Genomic DNA, 26,251 nt, shown 5'->3' with positions numbered 1-26,251 from the left:
AGGCGGGCCTCCAGTTCTTCACGCTTGAGGATTTCGTCGGCACCGCGGCCGATCAGGGCAAGGGACTCTTCGATCGTGGACAAAACAGGAACTCCGGCGAATGGCGTCAACAAACGTGAATGGCGTTAAGAGCGAGTTAACCATGCAGCCAGGTGAAAATTCGAGCCGGCTCAATGGTTTGACGCGCTGTGGAACGATGTTTATGGTAGCCGAGTTTTGAGCTCGCGCTTCGGGCTCGTGAGGAAGCCTTGATGCCCAACAGTGATCAGGAACGCGCGCGCCGGCAGCGGTTCCAGCAACGCCTTCACGTTCTCCACGACACTGCGCTGCATCGCAAGTTGAAGGAACATCTTCCTGCCGGCCGCTGGACGCGCCGCCACTGGATCCACGCCAGCCTGTTCGCCACCATCGGCGCGATGGTCGCCACCATTGTCCCGGGCTTCTCCAACGCCATCGACGTGCCGCTGCAGACCACGCAGGCGACGCTGGCGCTGCCGTTGCCGCCGATCTCGCTTGCCCAGCAACAGCAGGCGGCGATCACCGACAACTGGCAGGTGGTGCGGATCGAATCCGGGCAGACCCTGGGCTCGGTGTTCGAGAAGCTGGGCCTCCCCGCCACGGTGATGCAGCGGGTGCTCGACCATCCCGGCACCCACGACGCGCTGACCAAGCTGCGCCCGGGCGCCGAGATCGGCTTCGACCTGGCGACGACCGGCGATCTGCGCGCCCTGCGCTTCGACCGCGATGCCACCCATCGGGTGGAACTGTCGCTGCTGGGCGAGGACATCAAGGAAAAGGTGATCGAGCGCGAGACCAGCACGCGCACCGTGGTCACCAGCGGCGAGATCACCAGTTCGCTGTACGTGGCCGCGCGCAAGGCCGGGCTGTCGCCGTCGGCGATCGCGACGATGACCGACGAGATCTTCAAGTACGACATCGACTTCGACAAGGACCTGCAGCCGGGCGACCGCTTCAGCGTGGTCATGGACGAGACCTGGCGCGAAGGCGAACGCATCGACACCAGCAAGATCCTGGCGGCGACCTTCACCACCCGCGGCAAGACCTACAGTGGCTTCCGCTTCGAGCGCGGCGGCAAGCCGGCCGAGTACTTCGACGTGACCGGGCGGCCGCTGAAGAAGAGCTTCATCCGCATGCCGGTGTCCTACAGCCGCATCAGCTCCACCTTCGGCGCGCGCAAGCACCCTGTGCTGGGCACCATGCGCATGCACAAGGGCATCGACTACGCGGCGCCGACCGGCACGCCGATCATGGCCGCCGGCGATGCGCGGGTGCAGTTCGTGGGCACCCAGCGCGGCTACGGCAACGTGGTGATCCTGGACCATGGCAAGGGCTACAGCACGCTGTACGGACACATGTCGCGCTTCGGCGGCATCAAGGCCGGCCAGCGCATCAACCAGGGCACGGTGATCGGCTACGTCGGCATGACCGGCATGGCCACCGGTCCGCACCTGCACTACGAATTCCGCGTGGATGGCGTGCAGCGCAATCCGGCCTCGGTGACGATGCCGCCGCCGACCCCGCTGGCCGGCGCCGAACTGGCCGCGTTCCGCGCGCAGACCTCGCCGGCGCTGGCGCGCATCCAGCGTGTGGAGAAGCTGATCTACGCCGATGCCGGCGAGCCGGACGCGAAGAAGAAGAAGGTCGTCGCCTCGTCCAAGGCCGCCACGTCGCACGACGCCGGCTGAGCGCCGGCGGCCGGTTCCGCCGCGCCGCGCATTGACGGGCGGCGACGCCTGGCCCACGCTGCGGCGCCGACCGCCGCCTGGTGTCTTGCATGCCCTCGCCTTCCGCCGTTCCCGACGACGCCCTGTTCCTGGGCCTGATGTCCGGCACCAGCGCCGACGGCATCGATGCCGCGCTGGTGCGCTTCGACCACGCTGGACGCCCGCAGCTGCAGCTGGGCCGCACCTATGCCTGGGCGCCGCAGCAGCGCGCGGCGCTGATCGCGCTGGGCGAAGGCGGCGACATCGCCTCGCTGGACGCACTGGGCCAGCTCGATGCCGAGGTCGCGATCGCCTTCGCCGAGGCGGCGTTGCGCCTGCTCGAGGACGCCGGGGTGGCGCCGGCCACGGTCCGCGCGATCGGTTCGCACGGGCAGACCGTGCGCCATCGCCCGCTGGCCGACCCCGCCTTCACCTGGCAGCTCGGCGACGGCAACCGCATCGCCGAACTGACCGGCATCGCCACGGTCTGCGACTTCCGCCGCCGCGACGTCGCCGCTGGCGGCCATGGCGCGCCGCTGATGCCGGCCTTCCATGCGGCGATGCTGGGGGCCGCGCACGAAGACCGGGCCGTGCTCAACCTCGGCGGCATCGGCAACCTGACCCTGCTGCCGGCGCACGGCGCGGTGCGCGGGTTCGACACCGGCCCGGCCAACGCACTGCTCGATGCCTGGTGCCAGCGCCATCGCGGCCAACCCTACGATGCCGGCGGCGCGTTCGCCGCCAGCGGCGCGGTCGACGCCGACCTGCTGCAGCGCCTGCTGGCCGATCCCTGGTTCGCGCTGCCGCCGCCCAAGAGCACCGGGCGCGAGCAGTTCCATCTGCGCTGGCTGGAGGCCTGCCTGGCGGCGCCGGCGCCCGCGCCGGCCGCGGTGCAGGCGACGCTGCTGGAACTGACCGCGGCCACCGTCGCCGATGCGCTGCAGACGCAGCAACCGGCGACCCGGCAGTTGCTGGTGTGCGGCGGCGGCGTGCACAACGCGCTGTTGCTGGCGCGGCTGCTGGCGCGGCTGCCGGGCGTGCAGGTGCAATCGACCCAGGCGCAGGGCCTGGACCCGGACTACATCGAAGCGATGGGCTTCGCCTGGCTGGCGCGGCAGACCCTGGCCGGGCTGCCGGGCAACCTGCCGTCGGTCAGCGGCGCGCGCGGGCCGCGCATCCTCGGCGCGATCCACCCCGCCTGAACGACGACGCTAGCTAGAAGGTCAGAAACCGCTGCCGGCGGGCAGCGCGCGCAACGCCGCGATCGCCTCCGACAGCGCATCCACCTCGCGGTGCTCGAACCCGCTGCGCACGTCGTGCTCGCTGGAGAACAGGCCCTGCTCGATCAGCGCCAGCACCGCCTGGCGCTGGGTCCAGCCGCGCGCGACGGCGATGCGGCGGATGCGTTCGAGCAGGAACGGGTCGATATCGCGCAACACAAGGTCGCTCATGCGGACTCCCGGGCGGCGGCGCACTGCATGCGCCGCTGCCCATCATCCGCGCCCGGGGGCGCCCTTTCAATCGCCCGGCGGCAGGGCTGGGGGCGTCTGTTCGCGGATCCGCGGCCACAGCCAGGCCAACAGCAGCAGGGTCGGGATCACGGTGAAGGCGCTGAGCACGAAGAAGGTGCTGTAGGAGGTGGCTTCGACGATGTAGCCGGAGACGCCGCCGACGAACTTGCCCGGCAGGTTGGCCAGCGACACCAGCAGCGCGTACTGGGTGGCGGTGAAGTTGCGGTCGGTCAGCGAGGACATGAAGGCGACCAGCACGGTGCCGGCGAAGCCCTGGAACAGGTTGTCGGCGCTGAGCGCGGCATAGAACGACCAGAGCTGGCCGGGGTTGTGCGCCATCAGCAGGAACGCCAGGTTGGACAGCGCCACGCCCAGCGCGGCGACCAGCAACATGCGCCGGAAGCCGAAGGCGGCCACCGCCAGGCCGCCGGCGAAGGCCCCGGCGATCCCCATCCAGACCCCGAACAGCTTGGAGACGGTGGCGATGTCGGCCTTGTCGAAGCCCGAGTCCAGGTAGAACGGGCCGGACATCACCCCGATCACCTGGTCGGGGAACTTGAACAGGCCCACGAACAGCAGCAGCGCCAGCCCCAGCGCCAGGCCATTGCTGGAAAAGAAGCTGGAGATCGGCTGCCAGAACGCGCCGACCACGTCGATCTTGCGCACCACCGTCGAGGCCGGCACCTCCGGCTCGCGACACACCAGGGTGGTGACGATCGGCAGCAGCATCAGCCCGGCCATGACCAGATAGGCCAACCTCCAGTTGCCGAACTGCGCCAGGTACAGCGCGCCGGCGCCGGACAGGATCAGGCCGATGCGGTAGCCGAAGGTGTAGGTCGCGGCGAGTGCGGCCTGCGCCGACGGCGGCGCGATCTCGATGCGGTAGGCATCCACCACCGAGTCCTGGGTGGCACCGGCGAAGGAGGCGATCAACACCCACAGCACCAGCGCGGCCACGCTCAGCTCCGGCCTGGTGAACGCCAGCGCCACCAAGCCGACGGCCACGCCCAGCTGCGCGACCAGCAGCCACGAGCGGCGCCGGCCGAGGAAGCCGAACAGCGGGAAGCGGTAGCGATCCAGCAGCGGCGCCCACAGGAACTTGAGCAGGTAGAAGAAGCTGGCCAGGCTGATCAGGCCGATGCTGCCCAGGTCCAGGCCGACGTCGCGCAGGCGTGTGGACAGGGTCTGCGAGGCGATCAGCAGGAACGGCAGGCCGCTGCCGAAGCCCAGCAGCGCCATCGTCGCCGCCGACGGCGTAGCGAAGGCGCGCTTGATCCCGGCCCAGCCCTTGTAGGACACCGGCGCCGCGGCAGCACCGCCGCTCATTCGCGGTAGTCCACCGTGAACGGCGCATGGTCGGAGAAGCGCTGCGCGGTATAGATCGAACAGCCCTGCAGGCGCTCGCGCAGGGTCGGGGTGACGAACTGGTAGTCGATGCGCCAACCGACGTCGTTGGCGCGCGCCGCGCCGCGGTTGCTCCACCAGGTGTAGTCCTGGCCATCCGGATGCAGCGCGCGGTAGGCGTCGACCCAGCCGCGGCCACTGGCCGCATCGGCCTCTTCGGCGCGGTCGGCGCACAGGCCGTTGAGCCAGTCGCGCTCGGCCGGCAGGCAGCCGGAGTTCTTCTGGTTCGACTTCCAGTTCTTGATGTCCAGCGCCGAGCGCACGATGTTCCAGTCGCCGCACAGCACGTAATCGCGGCCGCTGCGCAGCCACTCCACCAGGATCGGCCGCAGCCAGTCCATGACCTGGAACTTGTAGCCCTGGCGCAGTTCGCCGGAGGACCCGGAAGGAATGTAGAAAGACACCACGCTCAGGTTGCCGAAGCGCGCCTCGATGTAGCGGCCCTCCTCGTCGAACTCGGGCCAGCCCAGCGCGGTCCGCACCTCGTCCGGCTCGCGCTTGCTGTAGATGGCCACGCCGCTGTAGCCCTTCTTGGTGCTGGCGTCGCGGAACCAGACCCGGTAGCCGTCCGGCAGGAACGCCGGCCCGGCCAGCTGATGCTCCTGCGCCTTGGTCTCCTGCACGCACAGCACATCCGCCTGCTGGGTGGCGAACCACTCGAAAAAACCCTTGGTGGCGGCCGACCGCAGGCCGTTGGCGTTGAAGCTGATGATACGCATGGGTGGGGAGCCGGGATTCGGGATTGGGGATGACGGGATTTGTGAAAGCATAGCCGGTCACGCCCATGCAGCGTCCGCGCATGGGGTACGCTTTTACGAATCCCTAATCCCCAATCCCGAATCCCTGCCCCCAATGACCGACTACCGGCAACGTTTCCTGCAACTGGCCCTGGACGTGGAGGCGCTGCGTTTCGGCGAGTTCACGCTGAAGTCCGGGCGTCTCAGTCCGTATTTCTTCAATGCCGGGCGCTTCGACTCCGGCGCCAGCATGGCGCGGCTGGCGGCGTGCTACGCCGATGCGGCCGATGCCGCCGGGCTCGACTTCGATCTGCTGTTCGGCCCGGCCTACAAGGGCATTCCGCTGGCGACGGCGGTGGCCTGCGAGTACGCGCGGCGCGGGCGCGATCTGCCGCTGGCGTTCAACCGCAAGGAAGCCAAGGCGCACGGCGAAGGCGGCAGCCTGATCGGCGCGCCGCTGGCCGGCCGCCGGGTGCTGATCGTGGACGACGTGATCACCGCCGGCACCGCGATCCGCGAGGCGCTGGGCATCATCCGCGCCGCCGGCGGCGAGCCGGCCGCGATCCTGGTCGCGCTGGACCGCCAGGAGATCGCCGCCGAGGACGACCGCCGCTCGGCGGCGCAGGCGGTGGCCGCCGAGGCCGGCGTTCCTGTGGTCTCGGTCGCGCATCTGGGCGACCTGCTTGCATTCATCGACGGAAACGCAGACCTTGTCGGCTTCCGCGAACCGCTGCTGGCCTACCGGGCCCGCTACGGCTGCGCTTCGTCTGGCTGACAGCAGGGGGCTGCCACGATGCCGATCCGACCACGCACTCGCGTCCTGCCGGCGCTGCTGGCGCTGCTCGCCTTGCCGGCCGCCGCGCAACAGGCGTCGGCGCCATCCAAGAAGCTGTACTGCTGGAACCAGGGCGGCCAACGTACCTGCAGCGATGCGTTGCCGCCGGAAGCGGTGAACCAGGCGCGCGACGAGTTCAACGCCACCAGCGGCATGCGCAGCGCCGAGGTCGGGCGTGCGCTGAACGCCGAGGAACGCGCCGCCGCCGCCGCCGATGCCGCGCAGCAGCGCGCCGACCAGGCCGCGCTGGAGACGCGCAAGCGCACCGACCAGGCGATGCTGCTGTCGTACCAGACCGAGGACGAACTGCGCCGGGTGTTCGCCGAGCGCATCGGTATCGTCGACAACAACATCCAGACCGCGCGCTACAACGTGGAGAGCCTGCGCCAGGGCCTGATCGGCCTGCTGTCCGGCGCCGGCGCGCGCGAGCTGGCCGGGCAGAGCGTGCCGGCCAAGACCGCCGACGACGTGCAGCAGCGGCACCGCGCCTTGCTGTGGCAGCTGCGCATGCAGAAGAACTTCGAACAGCAGCGGCTCGGCCTGGATCAGGAAATCGAGGACGTGCTGCAGCGCTATCGCGCGGCCCGGGGCAACGGCCCGGCACAGTCCGCGACCACCGCCGGCGGCTGAGCCGTCGCACACCTCTGCGCCCGGACCAGGCCGGGCGCGCGACGCCGCCTCAGAAGGTCGGCGCCAGGCCCGGCAGCACGGCCTGCAACTGGGCACGGAACAGCGCCTTGATCCGCTCCAGCGCCGCCGCGTTGTCGGCTTCGAAGCGCAGCACCAGCACCGGCGTGGTGTTGGAAGCGCGCACCAGGCCCCAGCCATCCGGGAAGTCGGCGCGCAGCCCGTCGATGGTCAGCAGCCGCGCGCCGGCGAACGGCGAGCCCTCCTGCTGCGCCTGGGCGACCAGCTCGGCGACCAGCGCATGCGCGTCCTGCCCGTCCACCGGCAGCTTGATCTCCGGCGTGGCCACGCTGTCGGGCAACTCGGCCAGCACCTCCGACGGCGATTCCTCGCGCTGGGCCAGGATCTCCAGCAACCGCGCCGCCGCGTAAAGGCCGTCGTCGAAGCCGTACCAGCGCTCCTTGAAGAAGAAGTGGCCGCTCATCTCGCCGGCCAGTTCGGCGTCGGTTTCGCGCATCTTCGCCTTGATCAGCGAATGCCCGGTCTTCCAGACCAGCGGGCTGCCGCCGTTGCGCAGCACATAGTCGGACAGCTTGCCGGTGCACTTGACGTCGTAGATCACCAGCGCGCCGGGATTGCGTTGCAGCACGTCGGCGGCGAACAGCATCAGCAGGCGGTCCGGATAGATCACCGTGCCTTCCTTGGTGACCACGCCGAGGCGGTCGGCGTCGCCGTCGAAGGCCACGCCGAGGTCGGCATCGAAGCGCCGCACCGTTTGCACCAGATCCTCGAGGTTGTGCGGCTCGCTGGGGTCGGGATGGTGGTTGGGGAAGGTGCCGTCGACGTCGCAATACAGCGGCACGACCTCGGCGCCGATCGCCTCCAGCAGACGCGGCGCCAGTTCGCCACCGACGCCGTTGCCGGCATCGGCCACCACCTTGAGCGGGCGGTCCAGTTGCACGTCGTCGGCGATGCGCTGGATGTAGTCGTCGCCGACGTCGCGCTGCTGCAGCCGGCCCGGTTCCTCGGCAGTGGGCAGGCGGCCGGCGCTGATCCGTGCGTGCAGGTCGGCGATGGCGGCGCCGGACAGGGTCTCGCCGCCGACCACGATCTTGAAGCCGTTGTAGTCGGCGGGGTTGTGGCTGCCGGTCACCGCCACGCAGCTGCCGGCGCGCAGGTGGTAGGCGGCGAAGTAGACCACCGGGGTCGGCGCCAGGCCGATGTCGGTGACGTGGCAGCCGGCGCGGCGCAGGCCTTCGATCAGTGCGGCCGACAGCTCCGGCCCGGACAGGCGGCCATCGCGGCCGACCACCACCTCGTTGAGCCCCTGCTCCTGCATCACCGCGCCGATCGCCTGGCCGATCAGCGCCGCCACCTGCGGGCTGAGGTCGCGGCCGACCACGCCGCGGATGTCGTAGGCGCGGAAGATCTCCGGCGCCACCGTGAACGCCGGCACCGGCTTGGCCGGCGCGGCCTCCTCGGTGACGGGTGGCGGCGGCGGTTCCTGGCGTTGCAGGCTCTGCTGCAGGGTGTGTTCTTCGGCCACCGCCGCGCCGGCGCGGCGCACCCGCGGCTGCGGCAGGCGCCCACGCGCGGCCAGCAACAACAGCGCGCCCAGCACCAGGCACAGGCCGGCGACCAGCAGGCAGGGCAGCGCGCCTAGCCCCAGCGGGCCGGCTTCGGTATCCGGCAGCGAGGCGACCATGCGCAGACCGCTGTCGCCGACCGGGCGCGACATCGCGTCGGCGCGATCGTGCAGCGCATTGTCGCCGGCGGCGATCACGTCGTAGCTGCCCTGGCGCAGGGCCAGATAGCCGGTGCCCGGCACCGATGCCTGCGCGACCGGGTCGGTCAGCAGCGCCAGTGGCAGGCGCAGGTACACCACCCCGGCGTTGCCGCCCAGCGAGACCGGCGCGGCCAGGCCCAGCCTTGGGCCGCCGCCGTCGCGGATTACCGCGCTGGCGAGCTTGCCGGTCATCAGGGCCTTCTCCAGCAGCGCCAGGCGGCCGTAGCCGAAGTGCGCCGCATCGGTGTAGCCCGGTTCCAGATCGGCCGGCAGCACCTGCGCGTCCTCGGCCTGCGCCCAGTCCGCACGCAGCGCCTGGGCGGCGGCCGCGGCATCGCCGCGGCTCAGCGCCGCCTGCACGGCCGGCTGCTGCAGGCGTTCGGACAGACGTTTGCCCACGCCCGCCAGCGCCTGCTGGGTCTGCGTCACCGCGGCATCGCGCGCCTGCTCCAGCGTGGCGGCGGCCTGCTCGGCGCGCCATTGCTCAAGCCCGCTCCAGCCGAACCAGACCACCAACAGCACCAGCAGCACCGTCAGCAGAGGCGCCACCTTGCGCAAACCCTGCGGCACCGGCCGCGCTTGTGTTGCCTCGCTCATGCAGACGATCCCCTGTCAGCGCACTCCGGTATGGCCGAATCCACCCGTTCCCCTGGCGCTGTCGGCGAAAGTATCCACCACCTGCAGGGCGACACGCACGACCGGCATCACCACCAGCTGCGCGATGCGGTCGCCGGGGGCGATGGTGAAGTCCTCGCGGCCGCGGTTCCAGACGCTGATCAGCAGCGGCCCCTGGTAGTCGGCGTCGATCAGGCCGGTGCCGTTGCCGAGCACGATGCCGTGGCGGTGGCCCAGGCCCGAGCGCGGCAGCACCACCGCGCACAGCTGCGGATCGGCGATGTAGATGGACAGGCCGCTGGGGATCAGCGCGGTGTCGCCCGGCGCCAGGGTCAGCGGCGCCTCGGTGGCCGCGCGCAGGTCGAGCCCGGCGCTGGCTTCGGTGGCGTAGTCGGGCAGCGGCCAGCTGTCGCCGAAGCGCGGATCCAGCAGCTTCACCTGCAGCGGATAGGGCGTGGGAGTGCTCATGCGTGCAGCCTCTGCGCGATCAGGTCCAGCAGTTGTTCGGCCAGCTGCGTCTTGGAGACCGCCGGGAAGTCGCGTTCGCCATCCTGCCAATAGGCCGTGGCCGCGTTCTGGTCGCTCTCGAAGCCGTTGCCGGCCACCCCCACCCGGTTGGCCACGATCAGGTCCAGGTGCTTGTCGGCGAGTTTGCCACGGGCGTAGCGCTCGATGTCGTGGGTCTCGGCGGCGAAGCCGACCACCAGCTTCAGCGCCTGGGTCTGCGCGGCGACCTCGGCCAGGATGTCCGGAGTGCGGGTCAGTTCGAGGGTGAGCGTCTCGCCGCTCTTCTTGATCTTCTGCGCCGCTACCTGTTTTGGCGTGTAATCGGCGACCGCGGCGGTGCCGATGTAGATGTCCGCCGGCAGCGCGCCGAGCACCGCCTCGCGCATCTGCGCGGCCGAGCGCACGTCGATGCGCTGCACGCCGTCGGGCGTAGACAAATGCACCGGACCGCTGACCAGCACCACCTCGGCGCCTTGCCGGACCGCGGCCGCGGCCAGCGCATAGCCCATCTTGCCGCTGCTGCGGTTGCCCAGGTAGCGCACCGGATCCAGGTCTTCGTAGGTGGGGCCGGCACTGATCACCACGCGCAGGCCGCGCAGGGCGGCAGTGCCGGTGCCCGCGCCGGAACGCGCCTGGACGGCGGCCACGGCTGGCTTGGCCGACGCGGCGCTCTGGTCGGTGCGCCCAACGAGCGCGGCGACGATCTGCTCCGGTTCGGCCAGGCGTCCGGGGCCGGACTCGCCTTCGGCCAGGGGGCCGTCGTTCGGGCCGACCACCTGAGCGCCGCGCGCGCGCAGGGTGGCGATGTTGGCCTGGGTGGCCGGGTGCAGCCACATGCGGTGGTTCATCGCCGGGCACACGGTCAGCGGTGCGGTGCTGGCCAGGCACAGCGTGCCCACCAGGTCGTCGGCCAGCCCGTGCGCCAGGCGCGCCAGCAGGTCGGCGGTGGCCGGGGCCACCACCACCTGCTCGGCCCAGCGGGCCAGTTCCAGGTGACCCATCGCCTGCTCGGCGCCGCTGTCCCACAGCGTGGTGCGGGTGAGATGGCCGGACAGCGCCTGGAAGCTCAGCGGGGTGACGAACTGCTGCGCGCCGGCGGTCATCGCCACCTGCACCTCGGCGCCGGCGTCGCGCAGGCGCCGCACCAGTTCCAGCGCCTTGTAGGCGGCGATTCCCCCGCCGACGCACAACAGCACACGTCGCCCCGGCAGGGGCCTCTCGAAAATCGCGGTCACGTCGGGAATGTCCTACCCATACAAGGACGATTAGCTTACCCGATGGGTTTTGGCGGCCTGATACCGTTGCGCCATGTCGGCCGGCACCCTGGCGATATGCACATCTCCGACTGGCCCTGCGAAGAACGTCCCCGGGAAAAGCTGCTGGCACGCGGTCCCCGGGCCCTTTCCGACGCCGAACTGCTGGCGATCTTTCTCGGCTCCGGCCTGCCCGGCAGCGACGCCGTGCGCACCTCGCGCGACCTGCTGCAGCGGCACGGGCCCTTGCGCACGCTGCTGGACCGGTCGCCCGGCGACCTGGTACGCCTGCCCGGGCTGGGCCCGGCGCGCGCCTGCCAGCTGTCGGCGGCGCTGGAGCTGGGCCAGCGCCACCTGGCCGCGGAACTGCAGCGCGGCGACACCCTCAGCAATCCGATCACCGCCGGCCGCTACTTCGCGCAACGCCTGCGGGCGCGGCCGTACGAGGTGTTCGCCGCGCTGTTCCTGGACACCCGGCACCGCTGGCTGGCGTTCGAGGAACTGTTCCAGGGCACGCTGGACGGCGCCGAGGTGCATCCGCGCGAGGTGGTGCGGCGTGCGCTCACGCTCAACGCCGCCGCGGTGATCATCGGCCACAACCACCCGTCCGGGAACCCGGAACCCTCGCCCGCCGACCGCGCCGTCACCGACCGGCTGAAACAGGCGCTGGACCTGATCGACGTGCGCCTGCTCGACCACTTCATCGTCGGCGACGGCGTGCCTGTCTCGATGGCATCGCGCGGCTGGGCCTGAACCGAGGCGGCGGCTGGGCGTGCCATGCCGCGGGGCGCCGATCCGGGCGAGGCCGGCTCCGGGCCACGCGGGCGGTCAGCCGGCCCAGGCTCAGGGGCGCAGGCGCGTGCTGGTCGCGGCATCGCGGCGTCGCGGCTGAGGTCGGGCTGAACCCGGGACGGGCCGGGAGGCGGCGGGTCGGGTAAAATCGCCGGTTCCGCGCTTCAAGCAGAGATCTCGTGAAATCCCAACTCCGCGCCCTGATCGGTCAAGGCATCGAAGCCTTGCGCGCCAATGGCACCCTGCCGGCCGACACCCTGCCGCCGGACTTCGTGGTCGAGCGGCCCAAGACCCGCGAGCACGGCGACTTCGCCACCAACGCGGCGATGCTGCTGGCCAAGGCCGCGCGCACCAATCCGCGCGCCCTGGCCCAGCAGTTGGTGGACGCGCTGCCGGCCAACGACGACGTCAGCAAGGTCGAGATCGCCGGTCCCGGCTTCATCAATTTCCATCTCGGTCCCGGCGCCTACCAGCGCGAGGTGCTGGCGGTGCTCAAGCAGGGCGAGGACTACGGCCGCAGCCTGGTCGGCAACGGCCGCACCGTGGGCGTGGAGTACGTCTCGGCCAACCCGACCGGGCCGCTGCATGTCGGCCACGGCCGCGCTGCGGCCATCGGCGACTGCCTGGCGCGCCTGCTCGAGGCCAACGGCTGGAACGCCAAGCGCGAGTTCTACTACAACGACGGCGGCAACCAGATCGAGAACCTGGCGCGCTCGGTGCAGGCGCGCGCTTTGGGCAAGACCCCCGACAGCCCCGACTGGCCGGAAGAAGGCTACCGCGGCGACTACATCCAGGACGTGGCCGACGCCTACATGGCCGGCGCCGCGGTCGACCTGGAGGGCCACGTGGTCACCGGCGCCAAGGATCCGCAGGATCTCGATGCGATCCGCCGCTTCGCCGTGGCCTATCTGCGCAACGAGCAGAACCACGACCTGGCCGCGTTCGGCGTGGATTTCGACATCTACTTCCTGGAAAGCTCGCTGTACCGCGACGGCAAGGTCGAGGAGGCGGTGCAGAAGCTGATCACCTCCGGCCATACCTACGAAGAGGGCGGCGCGCTGTGGCTGAAATCCACCGATTTCGGCGACGACAAGGACCGCGTGATGCGCAAGTCCGACGGCAGCTACACCTACTTCGTGCCGGACGTGGCCTACCACCTGAGCAAGTGGCAGCGCGGCTACGTGCGCGCCATCACCGAACTGGGCGCCGACCACCACGGCTCGCTGGCGCGCGTGCGTGCCGGCCTGCAGGCGATGGACCTGGGCATCCCCAAGGGTTGGCCGGAGTACGTGCTGCACCAGATGGTCACGGTGATGCGCGGCGGCGAGGAAGTGAAGCTGTCCAAGCGCGCCGGCAGCTACCTGACCCTGCGCGACCTGATCGAGGAAGCCGGCCGCGATGCCACGCGCTGGTTCCTGATCGCGCGCAAGCCCGATTCCCAGCTCACCTTCGACATCGACCTGGCGCGCCAGCAGAGCAACGACAACCCGGTGTTCTACGTGCAGTACGCGCATGCCCGCGTGTGCAGCCTGCTGCGCCAGGCGCAGGAAAAGAAGCTGGACTACGACCAGGCCGATGGCCAGGCGCAACTGAACCGGCTCAGCGACGCGACCTCGCTGGAACTGATGCAGGAACTCTCGCGCTACCCGGAAGTGGTGGAGAATGCGGGGCATGCGCTGGAGCCGCACCTGATCGCGCAATACCTGCGCGAACTGGCGACGGCCTTCCACACCTGGTACCACGGCACCCCGGTGCTGGTGGACGACGCCGGCGAACGCAACGCCAAGCTGACCCTGGCGGTGGCGGCGCAGCAGGTCCTGGCGAACGGTCTGAATCTCCTGGGCGTCTCGGCCCCGGAAAAAATGTGAGTGGAGAAGCGGTAAATGGCAGCACGACGCGGTAAGACCCAGGCCCGGCGCAACAGCGGCAACGGCACGCCCGGGTGGGTGTGGCTGATCGCCGGCGCGGCGATCGCCGCGGTGGTGTTCCTCGGCGCGCCGGGGCTGTTCAAGAAGGACGGCGACTTCCTGCGCGTGGGCGGCCCGCGCGCCAATCCGGATGCGCAACCGGCGCCGGTGGCCGATGCCGACGTCGATGCGGCCCCGGACCTGCCCAAGCCCGCCGCCAACGCGGCCGGCAGCACCAAGCCGGAAGCGAAGAAGGACGCGCAGACCCAGTACGACTTCTACACCCTGCTGCCCGGCAAGGAAGTGCAGATGTCCGACGCCGAACTGGCCGCCAGCGCGCGCGCCGAGGCCATTCGCCAGGCCAAGGCGCAGGCCGCCGCAGGCACGGCCGCCACCGGCACCACTCCGGCCGCGGTCGCCACCGCGCCGACCGCGACAGCGGCCAACCCGACCCCGCTGCCGGAAACGCCGAGCGCGGCCGCCAGCACCACCCCCGCCGCCGCCAAGCCGGCAACTGCCACGGCAACGCCTGCCGCGACCACCGCACCGACGACTGCCGCGGCAACGGCCGCGCCCGACAACGCCCGCTACATCCTGCAGGCCGGCTCGTTCGGCGCCTCCGGCGACGCCGAGTCGACCAAGGCCAAGCTGGCGATGCTGGGCCTGTCCGCACGCGTGGAGTCGGCGCAGATCAGCGGCAAGACCGTCTATCGCGTGCGCATGGGGCCGTACGGCACCGCCAGCGAACTGGCCGAGGCCAAGCAGAAGTTGAACGGCAGCGGGCTGTCGGCGATCGCGATCAAGGCGCAGTGAAGCCGGGATTGGGGAATCGGGATTCGGGAATGGGTGAAGCGGCCTTCTTGCCGTTTTCACCTGTACGTGCGCGGATGCGTTGTCGCTGCTGACATTGGGCCGCGCTGGTTTGATATGACGTTGCAGTTCCACGACAGCGTGCTGCCGGCGGCTACGCAAAAAACTTAGTCGCCAGGGAATCTGGAATGGGACGCGAGCACGTCCCGCGCGACGAGGCTTGAAGGCGATTCGGATCCGCGCGCCGTCGCGCCACGCTGGCGCGTCATCGATCATCGAAGCCGACTTCCCCCGCGGGCACACGCGCCGTCGACGCGCGCGACCGGGTTTTGCTTTTACCATTCCCGATTCCCCACTCCCCATTCCCGGCCCTCCAATGACTCAGACTGCCCTGATCACCGGCGCCACCTCCGGTTTCGGCGCTGCCGCCGTGCGCCGCTTCGTCGATGCCGGCTGGCGCGTAATCGCCACCGGCCGCCGCGCCGAGCGCCTGCAACCGCTGCTGGACGCCTTCGGCGCCGAGCGCGTGCACATCGCCGCCTTCGACATTCGCGACACCGACGCGCTGGACGCGATGCTGGCGGCACTGCCCGAGGCGTTCCGCGGCATCGACCTGCTGGTCAACAACGCCGGCCTGGCCCAGGGCACCGCGCCGGCGCAGGCCGCGCAACTGGACGACTGGCGCACGATGATCGACACCAACATCACCGCGCTGGTGACGCTGACCCATCGCCTGCTGCCGACGCTGATCCAGCGTCGCGGCGCGATCATCAACATCAGCTCGGTCGCCGCGCTGTACCCCTACCCGGGCGGCAACACCTACGGCGGCACCAAGGCCTTCGTCAGCCAGTTCTCGCTGGGCCTGCGCTCGGATCTGCATGGCACCGGCGTGCGCGTCACCGCGATCGAACCGGGCATGGCCGAGACCGAGTTCACCCTGGTCCGCACCCATGGCGACCAGCAGGCCTCGGACACGCTCTACCAGGGTGCGCAGCCGATGACCGCCGAGGACATCGCCGAACAGATCTTCTGGGTGGCGACACTGCCGCCGCATCTGAACATCAATCGATTGGAAATCATGCCGGTGACGCAGTCCTTCGCCGGCTTCCAGGTCGCGCGGCAACCGGCCTGAACGACTGCGGGGCCGCTCCGCGCGGCCCCGCCACGTCCCGTCTCTCTCGCGCCCACGCCGCGAAGGCCCTCTGCCACACGGCCGGGACGGGCGCCTGTCGCGTCGACCGGCAGGCGGATTCCGACAACTTCTTAACGAAATGATATAACATCACTTGATCGCGGCCGCGTTCGTACCTCGGACCGCGCACCACCCGCTCGCCCGCAGCCCAGCCGCTGCCGCCAGTCTCCACTCCCCCTTGTCCGCAGCCACCATGAAGACCTACACCCATGCCCTCGCCGTGCTGGCCGGGCTCGCGGCCGGCGACGGCGCCGCGCAGACCACCACCGACACCACCACCACGCTCGGCACCGTGGAAGCGCGGCGCCACAGCGCCGCCTCGCTGTCCACGCGCAACATCCTCAGTTCGGTCGACGTGCTCGGCAGCGAACAGATCGCCGACAAGCAGGTCATGAACAGCTGGGAGTTGCTGGGGCAGATGCCCGGCATGCAGCTCACCGAAACCCGGCAGGGTGCCGAGTCCGGCAAGGTCACCTTCCGCGCCTTCAACGGCGAGGGCTACATCAACGGCATCAAGGTGCTGATCGACGGCGTGCCGAGCAATGTCAACAGCGGCAACCAACGCTTCATCGACATGATCTTCCCGCTGGAGATCGCCTACATCGAGGTGGTGCGCGGCACCAACGATCCGCGTTACGGCCTGCACAACATCGGCGGCAACTTCAACATCGCCACCCGCCAGGGCGGCGACTACCAGGACCTGCGGCTGAGCTACGGCAGCTTCGCCACCCGCGAACTGCAGTACGCCGTCGGCCATGAGGCCGATGGCCTGGCGCAGAACTATTTCGTCGGCGCGCAGGCCGCGCACGGCTATCGCCAGCACGACCGCTCGCGCAAGTACACCCTCGGCGGCAAATGGTTCTACGGCGAAGACGACGATGCCGCACGCATCGGCCTGATCGCACGCGCCTACCACCACGAGGCCGACGAATCGGGCTTCCTCACCGCCACCGAGTTGGCCGAGGACCGCGACCAGTCGCCGCCGAAGAACGCCAACGACGGCGACGACCGCGACATGCGCCAGGCCAGCGTGCACGCCGACTTCAAGCTCGGCGGCGGCTTGCAATTGCGCAACACGCTGTACGTCAACCGTTACCAGGACGACCGCCGGATCACCTTCACCCGCTACCCGCTGGGCAACGCGCCACGGCAGCGTCGGCAATGGGACGAAACCCAGACCGGGTTGCTCAGCACCGTCACCTGGCAGGCCAGCGATCTGCTGAGCGTGGAAGGCGGCTTCAACGCCGAGCACCAGGACAACCGTTACCGGCGCTCGCGCTACGCCTACAGCGTGCCGACCGATTTCGACCGCGCGCCGGCACGCGTGCAGAACGACGACCGCTACAGCCTCGACAATCTCGGCCTGTACCTGCAGGCGGTGATCCAACCGAGCGATGCGCTGAAGATCGTCCCCGCATTCCGCGTCGACCGCTTCTCCGGCGAGACCGCGCTGCCCGGCGGCGTGCATGCGCCGCTGCAGCGCTACGGCTGGATCGACCAGCCCAAGCTCAGCGTGATCTACGCGCTGACCCCGCACTTGAGCGTGTACGCCAACTGGGGCCGCACCTTCCAGATCCTCACCGGCTCGACCGCCCCGGCCTACCTGACGCCCGGGCAGAGCACGTTCCGGCCCTCGATCAATACCGGCAAGGAGCTGGGCCTGAAACTGCAGCCCGTCGCCGGCACCGAGGCGCGCGTGGCGGTCTGGCGCCAGGATGCCACCGACGAAGTGGCCAACATGCCCAGTACCGGTACCACGGTCGGGCTCGGCCAGACCCGCCGGCAGGGCGTGGACCTGCAACTGAGCACGCAACTGGGCGAGCGCTGGACGCTGTGGCTGTCGCACGCGATCCAGGAAGCCAAGGTGGTCAGCGCCTTTACCGCGAGCGGCGAGTCGCTGCGCGGGCGCGAGGTGTTCTCCACCCCGCGCTACATCAGCAACGCCGGTGTCGACTACCGGCCCGACGCACGCTGGAAGCTGGGACTGCAGGCGCGCGCGCAGGGTGATTACTACATCGACGAACGCAATGCGCAGGGCAAGTACGGCGGCTTCCGCGTGGTCGATGCCAGCGTGCGCTACCAGCTCAGCCCGCGTGCGAGCCTCGACCTGCAGGTCAAGAACCTCACCGACGCCCGCTACGCCTACGTCTGGTACGACAACTTCTTCTGGGGCGGCAACGACCAGCCGATGTTCTCGCCGGCGCCCGGACGCGCGGCCTATCTCGGCTTCGAACTGCGCCTATAGCCATTGCCGACGTCGGCGCGGTCCGCTGCGGCCGCGCCTCGGTCTTCCCGGCGCCGTCCGGGGCACGCCGGTGCCACGGCGCGGTTGCCTGCGTGGCGCAGACAACCGCGCGATTTTCCCGGCGAAATCGCATAACATCGCCTTCACGGAGCGAGGTACGCCCAGCGTACCGAACAAGCAAGCCCCGCAACCTCGCCGTTGCCGCCAGCCCTCCGCTGTCCCCACTTGCTTGCAGACCCCATGAAGATCGACTCCCTTGCCCTGGCCGTGCTGGCCGTGCTGGCCGGGCTTGCCGCCGGCCATGCCGCCGCGCAGACCCTCACCTCCGAGACCACCACCACCCTCGGCACCGTGGAGGCGCGGCGCGAGACCGCCGCCTCGCTGTCCACCCGCAACATCCTCAGTTCGGTCGACGTGCTCGGCAGCGAGCAGATCGGCGACAAGCAGGTCATGAACGGCTGGGAGTTGCTGGGCATGATGCCTGGCGTGCAGCTCACCGAGATCCGCCAGGGCGCCGAATCCGGCAAGGCCACCTTCCGCGCCTTCAACGGCGAGGGCTACCTCAACGGCATCAAGATCCTGATCGATGGCGTGCCCAGCGACGCCAACAGCGGCAACCAGCGCTTCACCGACATGATCTTCCCGCTGGAGATCGCCTACATCGAAGTCGTGCGCGGCACCAACGACCCGCGCTACGGCCTGCACAACATCGGCGGCAACCTCAACATCGCCACCCGCCAGGGCGGCGACTACCAGGATCTGCGGTTGAGCTACGGCAGCTTCGCCACGCGCGCACTGCAGTACGCCGTCGGCCATGAGGCAGGCGGCCTGGCGCAGAACTATTTCGTCGGCGCCCAGGCCACACAGGGCGAGCGCGCGCACGACAGCGCGCGCAAGTACACGCTCGGCGGCAAGTGGTTCTACGGCGAAGACGACGACACCGCGCGCATCGGCCTGATCGCCCGCGCCTACCATCTGAAGGCCGATGCACCCGGCTTCCTCACCGCCGCGCAATGGAACGACGACCGCGACCAGTCGCCGCCACAGAATGCCAACGACGGCGGCGAGCGCACCCTGCGCCAGGCCAGCGTGCATGCCGACTTCAAGCTCGGCGACGGTGTGCAGCTGCGCAACACGCTGTACGTCAACCGCTACGACGAGGAACGCCGCGTCACCTTCACCCCCTACCCGGTCGGCAACGCACCGCGGCAGCGCCGGCAATGGGACGAAACCCAGACCGGCCTGCTCAGCACCGTCACCTGGCGGGCCAGCGACCTGCTGAGCGTGGAAGGCGGCCTCAACGCCGAGCACCAGGACAACCGCTATCGCCGCTACCGCTATGCCTACGCGGTGCCGACCGATTTCTGGAGCGCGCCGGCGCGCGTGCAGAACGACGACCGCTACACGCTCGACAACCTCGGCCTGTACCTGCAGGCGGTATTGCAGCCGACCGCCGCGCTGAAGATCGTGCCGGCGTTCCGCGTCGACCGCTTTTCCGGCGACACCACGCTGCCCGGCGGCGTGCACGCGCCGCTGCAGCGCTACGGCTGGATCGACCAGCCCAAGCTCAGCGTGATCTACGCGCTGACGCCGCAGCTGAGCGTGTACGCCAACTGGGGCCGCACCTTCCAGATCCTCACCGGTTCCACCGCCCCGGCCTACCTGACGCCGGGCCAGCCCGGCGTGCGGCCGTCGATCAACACCGGCAAGGAACTGGGCCTGAAACTGCAGCCGGCCGCCGGCACCGAGGCGCGGGTGGCGGTCTGGCGCCAGGACGCCACCGACGAGGTGGCCAACAACGTCAGCTCCGGCACCACCGTGGGCCTGGGCCAGACCCGGCGCCAGGGCGTGGACCTGCAACTGAGCACGCAACTGGGCGAGCACTGGACGCTGTGGCTGTCGCAGGCGCTGCAGGAGGCCAAGGTGGTCAGCGCCTACAACGCCTCGGGCGAATCGCTGCGCGGCCGCGAGGTGTTCTCGGTGCCGCGCTACATCAGCAACGCCGGCGTCGACTACCGGCCCGACGCGCGCTGGACCTTCGGCGTGCAGGCGCGCGCGCAAGGCGACTACTACATCGACGAGCGCAATGCGCAGGGCAAGTACGGCGGCTTCCGCGTGGTCGATGCCAGCGTGCGCTACCAGCTCGGTCCGCGCACCAGCCTCGACCTGCAGGTCAAGAACCTCACCGACACCCGCTACGCCTACGTCTGGTACGACAGCTTCTTCTGGGGCGGCAACAATCAGGCGATGTTCTCGCCAGCGCCCGGGCGTTCGGCCTACCTCGGGTTGGAACTGCGGCTGTAGGGCACCTCGCATCACCTGCATCGGCCACAGCGTGCTGCGTAGGAGCGGCTTCAACCGCGACGGGCTTCACCGGAAACGCCCCCTGTCGCGGCGGAAGCCGCTCCTGCGGGACACGTCCCCGTGGAGATGAGAGGTGCCCTGTCACGGTGTTGCCTGGCCAAGGACGACCGTAAGTCGCCGGACGCGGCGTCCGCCGCGCTGTGGTACGGTTCCAGGCGTCGCCAGCCTTCGCGCAAGCCTCCCGCTCGTTCACAGGAGTGCTTTGCGATGACCTCTCCCGCTTCGCTCGACCACCGCGTCTTCCGCTTCCGGGAGACAGCGCGATGACCGACTTCGTCACCGACGCAGCGCAGCTGCAGGACTGCGTGGGCCGCCTGCCCGGCCCGCGCGACCTGAAGGTGATCGACCACCTGGACGCGCATGCGCTGCGCTGGCTGGCCGCCAGCCCCTTGCTGTTCGCCGGCGTCGCCGGCCAGCGCCTGGCATTGAGTGCGGGCAGCGGTGCACCCGGCTTCGCGCGCGGCGATACGCCGCATCTGCTGTCGATCCCACTGCAGGCACTGGACACCCCCCACGCGCACGTCGGCGCCGGCTTCGGCTCGCTGTTCCTGGTGCCCGGATTGGGCGAAACCCTGCGGATCAATGGCCGCATCGCCGGCGACGACGGCACGCGCTTGTTCGTCGCCGTCGAGGAATGCTATCTGCACTGCGCCAAGGCCCTGCTGCGCGCCGACTGGTGGCACGCGGAGGTGCAGACCGGCGCCACGCCACCGGAGACGCCGGAAGGTTTGCTCGCCAGTTGCCGGCTGCTGATCCTGGCCACCGCCGATGCCGAAGGCCGCGTCGATGTCAGTCCGCGCGGCGATCGCGCCGGGGCCTTGCTGCAAGCCCACCGTGATGCCTGGTGGTTCGCCGACCGGCCGGGCAATCGCCGCGTCGACAGCCTGGGCAACCTGCTGGCGCGGCCGCAGCTCGCGCTGCTCGCACTGCGCCCCGGCAGCGCGCACTGTGTATGCATCGAGGGGCTCGCCCGCCCCAGCACTGACGAGGCGATCCGCAACGCGCTCGCCGTCGATGGACGCGTTCCGCATCTGGCGGTGCGGGTGCTGCCGGCGCTCCTCGAAGAGACGCACAGCCGCGCGCTCGGTCGCTTCGACCTTTGGCCGCCCGCCGCCATCGCACACGACCTGGACCCGCCGGCGATCTTCCGCGACCACGTCCGGCTCAGCGGCGCGCGCGGCGCCCAGGCCACGCTGATGCGCGCGGCGGTCTCGGTGCCCGGCGTGGTGCGCAAAGGACTGCAGGCCGACTACAAGAAGAACATGTACTGAGCGCATCCAACGCCGCCGATCACCGGGCGGCGTCGGTCACGCCGGGCGCGCTGAGGTGATGCACGGCATAGCGGTGTGCGGCGGCGTGTTCCGGCGGCAGATCGCGCCACAGGTGAAAACGCAGCCGCGTCCATCCCTGCGGTTCGTAGCCGTACACCGTGGCCAGCACGCGTTCGTCAGGCACCGCCATGTCGTCGGTGTCGCTTCCGCAGGCACACGATGGCGCCGGAAGCGCGCGGGTGGCGTAGCGCGCCGAGCGCAGCGCCGCGGACGTCCACGCCGTGGCGACCATCCAGGCCTGCACGGTCGGGCGTCCGAAGGCCTCGCACAGCGCGGCGAACGCGGGGCCGACGAGGAACGTGTGCATCGCCGCCGCATCGCGCCACAGATAGAACGGCGCGTACAGGTTCTGCCGGCCGGGCAGCAGCGGATCGTTGCGATCGGCGACCAGGTAGGCCTTGAACTGCAGCCCCGGCAGCGTGTCGAGCAACGGGCCTTTGTCGGCGATGCGGCGGCGGATGAGGGCCATGTCGTAGTCCGCCGGCAACGCGATGCTGTACTGCATGGCGATCATGCCGGCACTCCGCGGGCCACGATGCCGGCGCGGCCGCCGCCGAAGGACCAGTCCTGCGCCGCGGTGGTGACGATGGTGACCATCACATCCTCCGGGGGAATTCCCGGCGCGATCGCCAGCAGTTCGACCAGGCGCCGATAGAACGCCTGCTTGCGGGCGGCGCTGCGTTCGCGGCCGGCGGTGATGGCGATCAGCACGAAACGATCCGAGCGCGGCCCGCCCAGGTAATCGCGATCGAACACCAGTTCGTCCGGGTCGTGCTGATGGATGACCTGGAAGCAGTCGCCGGCCGGCACCTCGAAGGCGTCGTGCATGGCCTGGTAGAGGCTGGCCGACAGCGCGCGCAGGTAGGCGGGCGGGTGGCCGCGCAGCAGCGAGATGCGGGCGTACGGCATCAGCGCGTCTCCGTCATGGCCGGCCGCGACGCGGCAGCGGTGCGCAGCAACGGCAGCGCGGACGCCGCGCACGGCCAGCCGGCGTAGAACGCCAGGTGGGTGATGGCCTCGGCCAGGGTGTCGCGGTCCAGGCCGTTGTCCAGCGCGCGGGCCAGGTGCAGCGGCAACTGCTCCAGACGGGACAGCGCCACCAGCGCCGCCACCGTGACCAGGCTGCGCTCGCGTGGCGACAGCCCGGGGCGCTGCCATACCTCGGCGAACAGCACCTCGTCGGTGAGGCGGGCGAAGGCCGGCGCGATGTCGCCGAACGCGGCCTGCGAGGAAGGAAACGGCGTGCCAGGGTCGGACATCGGAAGGCTCGCATGGGGAACGGGCACAGCCTAATCGCACACAACCTTCCGAAAAATCGGAAAATATCGAAACGACCATCCGGAAAATCAGGATCGACCAATGCGCCCCGTCACCTTCGACCTCGACGCGCTGCGCAGCTTCGTCGCCGGCGTGGAGTTGGGCAGCTTCGCCAAGGCGGCCGACCGCCGCGGGCGCTCCACCTCGGCGATCAGCGCGCAGTTGAAGAAGCTGGAGGAGCAGGCCGGGCAGCCGGTGCTGCGCCGCCAGGGCCGCGGCCTGGCCCTGACCGAGGCCGGCGAAGCCTTGCTGGGCTACGCGCGGCGGCTGCTCGAACTCAACGACGAGGCGGTCGTGGCGCTGCAGGACACGGCGCTGCAGGGATGGGTGCGGCTTGGCCTGCAGGAGGACTTCGGCGAGCACATGCTGCCGGACGTGCTGGGGCGCTTCGCCCGCGCCCACCCGCAGGTGCGGATCGAAGCGCGCATCGCCCGCCACCAGGAACTGCTGGCGCGGGTGGAGGCCGGGCACCTGGATCTGGCCCTGGCCTGGGACTCCGGCGCGGCCTCGGCGCATCGGCACGCGCAAGCGGCGTGGCCGCTGCGCTGGATCGCCGCAGGCGACCGCAGCGCGCCGGACGTGGCCGACTGGAGCGGCGCGGCGCCGCTGCCACTGGTGATGCTGGAAGCCCCCTGCCTGCTGCGCACGGCCGCGACCACCGCACTGGACCGCGCCGGCATCCCGTGGCGCATCGCCTTCACCAGCGCCAGCCTCGGCGGCGTATGGGCAGCGGTCCGCGCCGGATTGGGCATCACCCTGCGCACCCCGGCCGGCGTGCCGGCCGGATTGACCCTGCTTCCGCCCGGCGCCAGCGGCCTGCCCGCGTTGCCGGCGCTAGGGCTGAGCCTGCATCGCGCGTCCGCCGTGCCGCCGCCGGCGGTGGCGCGGCTGGCGGAGATCCTGCAACAGCGCCTGCACGAGGCACGCGTAGCGTGTGGCGATCCGGAATGAGATCGCCACACGACCGGCCCACACGCCAAGCGCGTTCCGACAGGGCGATCCAGGCCACCAGCGGTACGCCAGCGAGCGCTGCAGACGGTTCGCACAGACGCAGGAAAAACCGTCGGGCGACAAAGACAGAACGATGCTCCGCCGCCCCGGGTCGCTTAGCCTATCAAGGTCTCGAACCTAGGCTGCCGGCGAAAACCTGTGGATGGTCATTCCCGCCGGACAACGCCGAGACCTGACGTCCACTCCTGCCAGCCCGCACCCGGCGACATAGGCGCCGCCAAGGCGAAACACCGATCACGTCTCGGAACCGGCGCTGCGCATGCCGATCACAGGTTGGTCTTGCATGGCAGCATTTTGCTCCACAACCCCCCACCGCCATTGAGCATGCCGGCGCCTCCAGAAAGTGCGGTCTTGACCTTGCTGCCATCGGTCTTGATTTCCACTTCCTTGAAGAGTTCGTCGGCACGCGCAACCGTGTAATCCTGACGCTCGTAATGATCCACCTGCATGGAATCGCCGTAGCTGCTGCCCGCATACACATCGCGTGACTTGGCCTGATCGAACTGGAACTGCAGGGCCAGAATGTAACGACCGGGCAGCATGTCGGTGAACTGGAACGCGCCCTTGGCATCGGTCTCCGTCTCCACACGCGCGTTGTAAGCCTGGTCGGACATCTTTACCGCTTCCTTACTGGGGTCGGCCTTCTTGCGCATGGCGACCCACTGCTCGTAGTAGGGCGTCGCCGGAAACAGCATGACCTTGCGGTTGTTGGCCAGAAACACGCGGTTGTCGTGATAGGCGCAGGCCACGCCGGTGATGGTCGCATGGCCCTTGGCCAAAGCAGCCTCTGCAGCTTGCTTGTCGAACGGCTGGCTCGGCATGACCTCACGGATCTTCGGCGTGTTGTCCACGGTCGGCGACGTACGTACCTGCGCGGGGCTCTGGCCGGCGGCAGCCAGCCCGCAGCACAGCAACAGGACCCAGCCACGGCGTGTAATCGTAGGCATTGCATTCCCCCTATTCGTCCCTGAAGGCGCGCACGCTAGCACGATCCGTGGCAGCACTACAGGGGCGTTCCGTGTGGATCGGCTACCGTGCGTTCAGCCACGCGTCGCCGCCGCGGCCGGAGCCCCGCGCCGCTCGCGCAGGCGCAGGAACGGCTGCTCCACCGCGTAGTGCAGGACAGCCGCGAACAGCAGCGCCATGCCGGCATAGGCGGCGAAGGCGAGCAGCCCGTGACCGTCCAGTTGCGCACCGAACCACACCTGGGTCAGATGGAACGCGGCCTTGTGGCTCAGGTACAGGCTGTAGGACACCGCGGCCAGCCAGGCCGCGCCCGGCACCCGGCAACGCCCCAGCCATCCCTGGGTGGAGGCGCCAGCGCCGACCAGCAGCGCCAGGCCCAGCGACAGCACCGGCCAGCCGATCGCATTGCCGAGCAGGCCGGTGCGGTCGCGGAACAGCCACATCGCCAGCGCACAGACCACGATGCCGGCAAGCGCCACGACGCTGGCGTGGCGCTGCAGCCGCTGCCAGTGCTGCGGCCGGAAGGTCTTCAGCATCGCCAGCGCCACGCCCGCCAGCAGGCCGTCCAGACGGTTCCAGGTGGGGTAGTAGAGATCCTCGATGAACCAGTTGCGCTGCAGTCCGGCGCCGATGCGATCCAGCGCGCTGTCGTGCAGCCAGATCGCACTGCGCAGGGCGATGCCGGCCAGCACCACGGCCACGCACAGCGCCACGAAACGCGGCGCCGACGGCCGCCGTAGCATCCACGCCGCCAACAGCGGAAACACCAGGTAGAAGTGCTCTTCCACGCACAGCGACCAGGCATGCGAGAACGCCTGCTGGTTGGCGTAGTCGATGCCCAGGTTGAGGGTGAAACTGGCGAACAGCCACCACGGCGCGATCCCGGGCACTTCGCGGAACCCGGGCCAGGCCAGGTACAGCGCCAGCACCACCGCGTACGCCGGCAGAATGCGGTAGGCGCGGCGCCGGTAGAAGTCGCCGTAGCGCAGCGGCTCGCCGCGCGCCAGCAGCGCCAGCACCTGCCCGCCGATCAAAAAGCCGCTGAGCACGAAGAACAGATCCACGCCCATCCAGCCATAGCGCGACAGCCATTCCCAATCCGCGCCCAGCCCACCGACCACGAAGGAGTGGAACAACATCACCCAGACGATGGCGGTGGCGCGCAGCAGGTCGAGGCCGGGATAGCGCATCGCAGGGGGTTGGCGGTGGGGAGCGAGCAGCTTACTGGCTGAACCGCCGGTTGCGGCGGCGGTCGTGCACCGGCATCGGCGCCGGCGCGATCGCGCCTGCGAGGCGAGGCGCGGCGGCGGCGCTAGG

At 70.0% G+C, this 26,251-nt stretch carries 24 protein-coding genes (1 of these 24 running past the window's edge); 12 read left to right on the top strand and 12 right to left on the bottom strand.

The annotated features are described in order from the left end of the window. Positions 1-83, bottom strand: the 5' end (the start) of a protein-coding gene (gene tyrS, locus AC1PMG_RS02290; protein ID WP_481110515.1) for a tyrosine--tRNA ligase. 1,129 nt of this gene lie to the left of the window's left edge; the window shows 83 of its 1,212 coding nt (coding positions 1-83); the start codon lies at positions 81-83; the stop codon falls past the left edge of the window. Between the two features lie 168 nt (positions 84-251). Here tyrS and AC1PMG_RS02285 point away from each other — a divergent pair, with 168 nt between their 5' ends. Together AC1PMG_RS02285 and AC1PMG_RS02280 are read left to right on the top strand one after the other, a co-directional pair. Next, a complete protein-coding gene (locus AC1PMG_RS02285; protein ID WP_481110514.1) occupies positions 252-1,706 on the top strand; it encodes a peptidoglycan DD-metalloendopeptidase family protein in 1,455 nt (484 codons plus the stop codon). 89 nt (positions 1,707-1,795) lie between these two features. Continuing rightward, positions 1,796-2,926, top strand: a complete 1,131-nt coding sequence (locus AC1PMG_RS02280) for an anhydro-N-acetylmuramic acid kinase (RefSeq protein ID WP_481110513.1) — start codon at positions 1,796-1,798, stop codon at positions 2,924-2,926. A gap of 21 nt (positions 2,927-2,947) precedes the next feature. Here AC1PMG_RS02280 and AC1PMG_RS02275 read toward each other — a convergent pair whose 3' ends face one another. The 3 genes from AC1PMG_RS02275 to AC1PMG_RS02265 form a co-directional block, all read right to left on the bottom strand. Beyond that, positions 2,948-3,175 (bottom strand): hypothetical protein, encoded by a 228-nt coding sequence (locus tag AC1PMG_RS02275; RefSeq protein WP_026143529.1) that lies wholly within the window; start codon positions 3,173-3,175, stop codon positions 2,948-2,950. Between the two features lie 66 nt (positions 3,176-3,241). Then, positions 3,242-4,561: an AmpG family muropeptide MFS transporter gene (locus AC1PMG_RS02270; protein ID WP_342074602.1), complete on the bottom strand. Its 1,320-nt coding sequence runs from the start codon at positions 4,559-4,561 to the stop codon at positions 3,242-3,244. Further along, positions 4,558-5,358, bottom strand: a complete 801-nt coding sequence (locus AC1PMG_RS02265) for an exodeoxyribonuclease III (protein WP_481110512.1) — start codon at positions 5,356-5,358, stop codon at positions 4,558-4,560. Before AC1PMG_RS02265 ends, AC1PMG_RS02270 begins: the two co-directional genes overlap by 4 nt. A gap of 133 nt (positions 5,359-5,491) precedes the next feature. Here AC1PMG_RS02265 and pyrE point away from each other — a divergent pair, with 133 nt between their 5' ends. Further along, complete coding sequence (gene pyrE / locus AC1PMG_RS02260) at positions 5,492-6,151, top strand: orotate phosphoribosyltransferase (RefSeq protein WP_160962628.1); 660 nt, start codon at positions 5,492-5,494, stop codon at positions 6,149-6,151. A gap of 18 nt (positions 6,152-6,169) precedes the next feature. Next, a complete protein-coding gene (locus tag AC1PMG_RS02255; RefSeq protein WP_051067856.1) occupies positions 6,170-6,841 on the top strand; it encodes a hypothetical protein in 672 nt (223 codons plus the stop codon). 49 nt (positions 6,842-6,890) lie between these two features. Here AC1PMG_RS02255 and AC1PMG_RS02250 read toward each other — a convergent pair whose 3' ends face one another. The 3 genes from AC1PMG_RS02250 to coaBC are packed head-to-tail and all read right to left on the bottom strand — an operon-like array spanning position 6,891 to position 10,981. Then, positions 6,891-9,221, bottom strand: coding sequence for a phosphomannomutase/phosphoglucomutase (locus tag AC1PMG_RS02250; RefSeq protein WP_481110511.1), 2,331 nt, complete (start codon positions 9,219-9,221; stop codon positions 6,891-6,893). Positions 9,222-9,236: 15 nt separating this feature from the next. Next, entirely contained in the window at positions 9,237-9,707 is a 471-nt protein-coding gene (gene dut, locus AC1PMG_RS02245) for a dUTP diphosphatase (RefSeq protein ID WP_017907877.1), read from the bottom strand. Beyond that, positions 9,704-10,981 (bottom strand): bifunctional phosphopantothenoylcysteine decarboxylase/phosphopantothenate--cysteine ligase CoaBC, encoded by a 1,278-nt coding sequence (gene coaBC / locus AC1PMG_RS02240; RefSeq protein ID WP_481110510.1) that lies wholly within the window; start codon positions 10,979-10,981, stop codon positions 9,704-9,706. The genes dut and coaBC overlap by 4 nt, the downstream gene beginning before the upstream one ends. A 96-nt stretch (positions 10,982-11,077) precedes the next feature. On the opposite strand from coaBC, the gene radC reads away from it, so the two are divergent. From radC to AC1PMG_RS02205, 7 genes are all read left to right on the top strand, one after another. After that, the gene (radC, locus tag AC1PMG_RS02235) at positions 11,078-11,752 is read left to right on the top strand and encodes a RadC family protein (RefSeq protein ID WP_152237292.1); all 675 of its coding nucleotides are present in this window, start codon (positions 11,078-11,080) and stop codon (positions 11,750-11,752) included. Between the two features lie 218 nt (positions 11,753-11,970). Continuing rightward, entirely contained in the window at positions 11,971-13,659 is a 1,689-nt protein-coding gene (gene argS, locus AC1PMG_RS02230; protein WP_017907880.1) for an arginine--tRNA ligase, read from the top strand. A 15-nt stretch (positions 13,660-13,674) separates the two neighbouring features. Continuing rightward, positions 13,675-14,511 carry an SPOR domain-containing protein gene (locus AC1PMG_RS02225; protein ID WP_481110509.1) on the top strand — a complete coding sequence of 279 codons (837 nt, stop codon included), beginning with the start codon at positions 13,675-13,677 and terminating at the stop codon, positions 14,509-14,511. Positions 14,512-14,884: 373 nt separating this feature from the next. Continuing rightward, positions 14,885-15,640: an SDR family NAD(P)-dependent oxidoreductase gene (locus tag AC1PMG_RS02220; RefSeq protein WP_342074607.1), complete on the top strand. Its 756-nt coding sequence runs from the start codon at positions 14,885-14,887 to the stop codon at positions 15,638-15,640. A 253-nt stretch (positions 15,641-15,893) separates the two neighbouring features. Then, entirely contained in the window at positions 15,894-17,945 is a 2,052-nt protein-coding gene (locus tag AC1PMG_RS02215) for a TonB-dependent receptor (protein WP_481110508.1), read from the top strand. 240 nt (positions 17,946-18,185) lie between these two features. Further along, the gene (locus AC1PMG_RS02210; RefSeq protein WP_481110507.1) at positions 18,186-20,249 is read left to right on the top strand and encodes a TonB-dependent receptor; all 2,064 of its coding nucleotides are present in this window, start codon (positions 18,186-18,188) and stop codon (positions 20,247-20,249) included. Between the two features lie 323 nt (positions 20,250-20,572). Beyond that, the gene (locus tag AC1PMG_RS02205) at positions 20,573-21,580 is read left to right on the top strand and encodes a pyridoxamine 5'-phosphate oxidase family protein (protein WP_481110506.1); all 1,008 of its coding nucleotides are present in this window, start codon (positions 20,573-20,575) and stop codon (positions 21,578-21,580) included. Positions 21,581-21,599: 19 nt separating this feature from the next. Here AC1PMG_RS02205 and AC1PMG_RS02200 read toward each other — a convergent pair whose 3' ends face one another. Genes AC1PMG_RS02200 through AC1PMG_RS02190 form a run of 3 tightly spaced genes read right to left on the bottom strand, consistent with a single transcriptional unit; the run spans position 21,600 to position 22,899 of the window. Beyond that, positions 21,600-22,154: a DUF4865 family protein gene (locus AC1PMG_RS02200; protein ID WP_481110505.1), complete on the bottom strand. Its 555-nt coding sequence runs from the start codon at positions 22,152-22,154 to the stop codon at positions 21,600-21,602. Beyond that, positions 22,151-22,549, bottom strand: a complete 399-nt coding sequence (locus AC1PMG_RS02195; RefSeq protein WP_481110504.1) for a tautomerase family protein — start codon at positions 22,547-22,549, stop codon at positions 22,151-22,153. Before AC1PMG_RS02195 ends, AC1PMG_RS02200 begins: the two co-directional genes overlap by 4 nt. Further along, positions 22,549-22,899, bottom strand: a complete 351-nt coding sequence (locus AC1PMG_RS02190; protein ID WP_481110503.1) for a carboxymuconolactone decarboxylase family protein — start codon at positions 22,897-22,899, stop codon at positions 22,549-22,551. The genes AC1PMG_RS02195 and AC1PMG_RS02190 overlap by 1 nt, the downstream gene beginning before the upstream one ends. Positions 22,900-22,999: 100 nt before the next feature. Here AC1PMG_RS02190 and AC1PMG_RS02185 point away from each other — a divergent pair, with 100 nt between their 5' ends. Further along, a complete protein-coding gene (locus tag AC1PMG_RS02185) occupies positions 23,000-23,908 on the top strand; it encodes a LysR substrate-binding domain-containing protein (protein ID WP_481110502.1) in 909 nt (302 codons plus the stop codon). Between the two features lie 326 nt (positions 23,909-24,234). On the opposite strand, the gene AC1PMG_RS02180 is transcribed toward AC1PMG_RS02185, so the two are convergent. Then, positions 24,235-24,915 (bottom strand): carboxypeptidase-like regulatory domain-containing protein, encoded by a 681-nt coding sequence (locus tag AC1PMG_RS02180; protein WP_481110501.1) that lies wholly within the window; start codon positions 24,913-24,915, stop codon positions 24,235-24,237. A gap of 93 nt (positions 24,916-25,008) precedes the next feature. After that, the gene (locus AC1PMG_RS02175) at positions 25,009-26,124 is read right to left on the bottom strand and encodes an acyltransferase family protein (protein ID WP_481110500.1); all 1,116 of its coding nucleotides are present in this window, start codon (positions 26,122-26,124) and stop codon (positions 25,009-25,011) included. Positions 26,125-26,251 lie beyond the last annotated feature (127 nt).

This window comes from Xanthomonas sp. NCPPB 2250, assembly GCF_056725265.1.
The sequence above is the reverse complement of the archived record's forward strand: the minus strand, read 5'-3'. Positions and strand labels throughout refer to the sequence as shown.